The sequence below is a fragment of the Zhongshania sp. genome, assembly GCF_041584495.1.
In the GTDB taxonomy this organism is placed as follows: Bacteria; Pseudomonadota; Gammaproteobacteria; order Pseudomonadales; family Spongiibacteraceae; genus Spongiibacter.
The window spans coordinates 1-5,309 of record NZ_JBFHDY010000170.1 but is presented as its reverse complement, the minus strand read 5'-3'; the positions used below and the strand labels follow the sequence as shown (position 1 = coordinate 5,309).

At 50.8% G+C, this 5,309-nt stretch carries 4 protein-coding genes and 1 tRNA gene; 3 read left to right on the top strand and 2 right to left on the bottom strand.

From position 1 onward, the window contains the following. Positions 1-269 precede the first annotated feature (269 nt). Both uvrB and ABYP33_RS17230 read left to right on the top strand, forming a co-directional pair. Positions 270-2,303 (top strand): excinuclease ABC subunit UvrB, encoded by a 2,034-nt coding sequence (gene uvrB, locus ABYP33_RS17235; protein WP_373092386.1) that lies wholly within the window; start codon positions 270-272, stop codon positions 2,301-2,303. A 56-nt stretch (positions 2,304-2,359) separates the two neighbouring features. Beyond that, positions 2,360-2,436: transfer RNA gene (locus ABYP33_RS17230), tRNA-Val, on the top strand. Positions 2,437-2,647: 211 nt separating this feature from the next. Here ABYP33_RS17230 and ABYP33_RS17225 read toward each other — a convergent pair. Further along, entirely contained in the window at positions 2,648-2,797 is a 150-nt protein-coding gene (locus ABYP33_RS17225) for a hypothetical protein (protein WP_373092385.1), read from the bottom strand. A gap of 16 nt (positions 2,798-2,813) precedes the next feature. Next, positions 2,814-3,506, bottom strand: a complete 693-nt coding sequence (locus ABYP33_RS17220) for a DUF2780 domain-containing protein (protein WP_373092384.1) — start codon at positions 3,504-3,506, stop codon at positions 2,814-2,816. Positions 3,507-3,782: 276 nt separating this feature from the next. On the opposite strand from ABYP33_RS17220, the gene thrS reads away from it, so the two are divergent. Continuing rightward, positions 3,783-5,309 (top strand): threonine--tRNA ligase (thrS, locus tag ABYP33_RS17215; protein WP_373092383.1); only part of this gene is annotated, 1,527 nt, incomplete at its 3' end.

The window sequence follows — 5,309 nt, the reverse complement described above, 5'->3', positions numbered from 1 at the left end:
CGCCTGCTGGGCTCGAACCAGCGACCCAATGATTAACAGTCATTTGCTCTACCAACTGAGCTAAGGCGGATCAGCTTCAACAGCTGAGGACGCGCATATTAAGGAGGTTTCCTAAGTGCGTCAACCCTTTGTCGAAGAAAATGTTGTATTGGTGGTTTTGTGAACAATTTCGGGTGCTTAGCGCGAAGTGGTAACTTGTTTGCAGCACCTTTGCGGGCAGAGAGGTAGCGGGGTACTATTGGTGGTTTTCTGTAGCGAGTGCGTGGTGGATGTCTAAACCTTTTCAAGTAGTGTCTAAATTCGCCCCAGCGGGCGATCAGCCTGCGGCGATTGCCGGCTTGATAGAGGGCGTGAATGCGGGGCTCCATGCCCAGACCCTGCTGGGGGTGACGGGCTCGGGTAAAACTTTCACCATTGCCAATGTGATTGAGTCGCTGCAGCGGCCGACTATCGTTATGGCGCCGAATAAGACCTTGGCGGCCCAGCTCTACGGTGAGTTTAAAGAATTCTTTCCCAATAACGCGGTTGAGTATTTCGTGTCTTATTACGATTACTATCAGCCGGAGGCCTATGTTGCGGCCTCGGACACGTTTATCGAGAAAGATGCCTCGATTAATGACCATATTGAACAGATGCGCCTGTCGGCGACTAAGGCGCTGATGGAGCGCTCTGACGCGATTATTGTTGCCTCGGTGTCGGCGATATACGGTTTGGGTGACCCCGAGCTGTATTTCAAAATGATTTTGCATTTGGTTCGGGGCGAGCGAATTGATCAGCGCCAGTTGCTTCGCCGTTTGGCTGAGCTGCAATACACGCGCAATGATATTGCCTTTCAGCGTGGTACGTACCGGGTGCGCGGCGATGTGATCGATATATTTCCTGCTGACAGCGAAAAAGACGCGGTGCGAGTGGAGCTGTTTGATGACGAAATCGACTCTATTACCGGTTTCGACCCCTTAACAGGCGAGTCTTTCGGTAAATTTCCGCGGGTCACTATTTATCCCAAAAGCCATTACGTGACGCCTCGAGATACCCTGCTTAAGGCGGTGGATTTTATTGAAAACGAAATGCTTGAGCGTTTAAAGCACCTTCGGGAAAGCGATTTACTGGTGGAGGCGCAGCGTCTTGAGCAGCGCACCCGCTACGATATTGAGATGATTCGTGAGCTGGGCTACTGCAATGGCATAGAAAACTACTCGCGCTATCTCTCTGGACGTGAGCCCGGCGCCGCGCCACCGACCTTGTTTGATTATTTGCCTAAAGACGCTTTGGTCGTGGTTGATGAATCACACGTTACCATTCCTCAGATTGGCGCTATGTATAAGGGTGACCGCTCACGTAAAGAAACCTTGGTGCAATACGGCTTTCGTCTGCCGTCGGCTTTGGATAATAGGCCCATGCGCTTCGAAGAGTGGGAGCGCTTGGTGCCACAAATGATTATGGTATCGGCTACACCGGGGAATTACGAAAGCGAACATTCTGCGCGTACCGTAGAGCAAGTGGTGCGTCCAACCGGGTTAATCGATCCTAAAATCGAAGTGCGTCCGGCGACCACTCAGGTCGATGACTTGCTTTCGGAAATTACCAAGCGCACCGACGTTGGTGAACGGGTGCTCGTCACTACACTCACCAAGCGTATGGCTGAAGATTTGGCTGAGTATTTAGATGAGCACGGTATTCGCGTGCGCTACCTGCACTCAGATATCGATACCGTCGAGCGGGTTGAGATTATTCGTGATTTGCGTTTGGGTAAATTCGACGTATTGGTGGGGATTAACCTGCTGCGCGAAGGTTTGGACATGCCTGAAGTGTCGCTGGTGGCAATATTAGATGCTGATAAAGAAGGTTTTTTGCGCTCTGAACGATCGCTCATTCAGACCATTGGTCGTGCGGCGCGAAATCTGAATGGCAAGGCGATTCTGTACGGTGACCGCATTACCGGGTCAATGGAGCGTGCGATCGGTGAGACCGAACGGCGTCGAGAGAAGCAAATTGCCCACAACCTAAAGCACAACATTACCCCAGTTGGTGTTAAAAAGTCGGTAGAAGATATACTCGATGCTGGCGCGATACCTGGATCAAAAGGTAAAAAACACAATCGCCAAGATAACCGTAAGGTAGCTGAGCCATCCGGAGATTACTTGCAAGACGCGGCGGTAATGTCGACAGCCGAACTCGGTAAGCTCCTTAAGAAGCTCGAGCAGGAAATGCAGCAACACGCTAAAAATCTGGAATTTGAAGCGGCGGCTAATGTTCGTGATAAATTATCTGAAATTAAGCAGCGATTTTTTACTGCCCAGTAAATCAGTTTTAACTATTGAACTACACAAACACCGTGACTATAATGCGCGTCCTTTATAGGACTATAGCTCAGTTGGTTAGAGCGCTACCTTGACATGGTAGAGGTCCCCAGTTCGAATCTGGGTAGTCCTACCAAACACTAAAAAGGCCCGCTAAATAGCGGGCCTTTTTAGTGTTTGGTGGGTTGTGTGCGGAAAGCGCCTCTTCGACAAATTGCGCCAGCAATTTGGACGGCCTTTAGGTCGCCCGTAGGGTCAAAAGTGGCCTAAGCCAGTTTTGATCACTCATTGCGCCAGCAATTTGAACCAAGCCGAAGGCGCAGCCCCGTAGGGGTTTAAAAAAGCCCTTAGGCTTTTTTAAAGTAATCCAGCTCTCCGGCGAAGCACATTTCTTTGTAGCCGCTGCCATACTGATACAGCAAAACGCTAGACGGGAGGCGGAAAATGCAAAAGCCGCCAAGCCTTAAGCTTGCGGTTTTGACCTTAGCGTCTCCCATCAAGCTTTTCCCGACATCACAAGGCCCCAGAAATTGCCGCATCCAACAATACACTCGCTTCTGCATTGCCATTCTGTTTCAAGTAGCTGCTACCTACATTAGTAAACTTAGGGATCATCTCGGCACCCATGCCTAATGATTTAAACTGAGAAACCAGCTGTGCTCCTGCTTTTAAAGAGGGGTTTGAGTCAGTTGCCATTTTCATTGCGTTGCCCAGTAAACCGCCTTCACTCTTGGAGGTGGTCGTCACTGCTGGCGCGGCGTTGAGCAGGCCGCTCGTACCGGGAATGGCGTTGGCGATGACGCTAAAGTCATTACCAGATAATACGCTTTGTGCGGTCTGCAACAAGGCGCCCATACCGCCGGTCGCCTGTGATGTGCTGACGCCGAGTGTTTGGCTTAGTAGTGGCAGTAGTTGGATGCCGGTTTGAATCATGCTGCCGGTTGCGGTTTGATTGACCGCTGCGGCCGTGTTGGCGTCGAGCGATACGCCGCTGCTTATACTTACTTCGCTGCTCGATGTCTTGCTTGTTGTGGTGCCTGTGGTGTTGCTGCCGTTTTTGTCGGCAGGCGATGCCTTAGCTGGCTTACTTTCTTCTGTTGGTGCTGGCTCGGGTGAGCTAAAGATACTTGTTAGGCTGTCCCAGAAGCCGGCGTTGGCTTGTAGGCTAAATGCGCTAAATAGGGCAATGCAAAGTATTTTTTTCATTGATCATTCTCGCTTTAATCGAAGTGTATCTGCATGGATTGGTAGTTAGCTTAGATGCATGTTCAGCGTCTCGCCACTCATAGTAGGGCAGTATGTCAGCTGTTAGTTTGTTAAGTTCCATGGTGGCGTTCGGGAGTCCTTGATTTGCGGTGGGTTTCGGCTTGCGAAGCGGTAGCGCTATGGCCATAATAGCGCGCTTAAACCCTCTGCAGTTTTATGCTGCATTTTATATGTCACGTGACCTTTGGTAGGGGCCACCACTGAAAGGACAAGCTTATGCCAGTTATTACGCTTCCCGACGCGAGTCAGCGCGTTTTTGATAACCCCGTTACTGTCGCCGATGTCGCCTTGGATATTGGCGCCGGTCTTGCTAAGGCCGCGCTTGCTGGTCGGGTGAACGGTAGTTTGGTCGATACCAGTTATTTGATTTCTGACGACGCTGAGCTGGGTATTATTACTGAGCGGGATGAAGAGGGCGTGGATATTATTCGCCACTCCACCGCGCATTTGCTGGCGATGGCCGTGCAGGATTTGTTTCCCGGCGCGCAAGTGACGATTGGCCCCGTTATCGAAGATGGCTTCTACTATGACTTTGCTTACGAACGCGCCTTTACTCCAGAAGACCTAGAAAAAATCGAAGCGCGGATGACAGAGTTGTCGTCTGCTAATTTGCCGGTTTCGCGCAAGGTGATGAGCCGCGAAGAGGCGGTAAAAGCATTTAGTGATTTGGGCGAAGAGTATAAAGTTGAAATCATTAAAGACCTGCCGGGCAATGAAGATATCTCGGTTTATCAGCAGGGTGATTGGATGGACTTGTGTCGTGGTCCGCACGTTCCAAGCACGGGCAAGTTAAACGCCTTTAAATTGACCAAGGTTGCTGGCGCTTACTGGCGTGGCGATCAAGCCAATGCCATGTTGCAGCGGATTTACGGTACGGCGTGGGGCAATAAAAAAGCGCTGAAAGCCTATTTAAACCGCATTGCCGAAGCTGAAAAGCGTGATCACCGCAAGGTGGCTAAAAAGCTCGATCTTTTCCATATGCAGGAAGAGGCGCCGGGTATGGTCTTTTGGCACTCCAAAGGTTGGAGCGTTTATCAGGCGATTGAGCAGTATATGCGCGACAAACAGCGCAAAAATGATTACCAGGAAATTCGCACGCCACAGGTAGTGGATATTTCCCTGTGGGAGAAGTCAGGTCACGCTGATAAATTTAGCGATGGCATGTTTACCCTAAGTGCAGATGAGCGCACTTTTGCGGTCAAGCCAATGAACTGCCCCTGCCATGTGCAGGTATTTAATCAGGGCTTGCGCAGCTACCGCGACCTTCCGTTGCGCCTAGCAGAGTTTGGCTCATGTCACCGCAATGAGCCATCGGGCTCACTGCACGGCATTATGCGGGTACGCGGTTTTACCCAAGATGACGCACATATCTTCTGTACTGAAAATCAAATTCAGCCTGAAGTTGCCTCGTTTATCGATTTCCTTCACGAAGTTTATGCTGATTTTGGCTTTACTGAGGTGATTTACCGCCTGTCGACTCGTCCCGAGCAGCGAGTGGGTAGCGAGGAGGATTGGGATCGCGCCGAAAAGGCCTTGGCCTTGGCGCTCGACAGCAAAGGATTACCTTGGGAGTTGTTGCCTGGCGAAGGTGCCTTCTATGGCCCTAAAATTGAGTTCTCACTAAAAGATTGTATCGGCCGGGTTTGGCAGTTGGGTACGATTCAGGTCGATTTCTCCATGCCTGGTCGTCTCGGCGCGCAATATGTTGATGAGGCGGGACAGCGCCAAACGCCGGTGATGTTG

Bases quoted from the DNA above. Each gene is read 5' to 3' on its own strand.
- uvrB (WP_373092386.1), top strand. From the start codon at position 270: ATGTCTAAACCTTTTCAAGTAGTGTCTAAATTCGCCCCAGCGGGCGAT.
- ABYP33_RS17225 (WP_373092385.1), bottom strand. From the start codon at position 2,797: ATGGGAGACGCTAAGGTCAAAACCGCAAGCTTAAGGCTTGGCGGCTTT.
- ABYP33_RS17220 (WP_373092384.1), bottom strand. From the start codon at position 3,506: ATGAAAAAAATACTTTGCATTGCCCTATTTAGCGCATTTAGCCTACAA.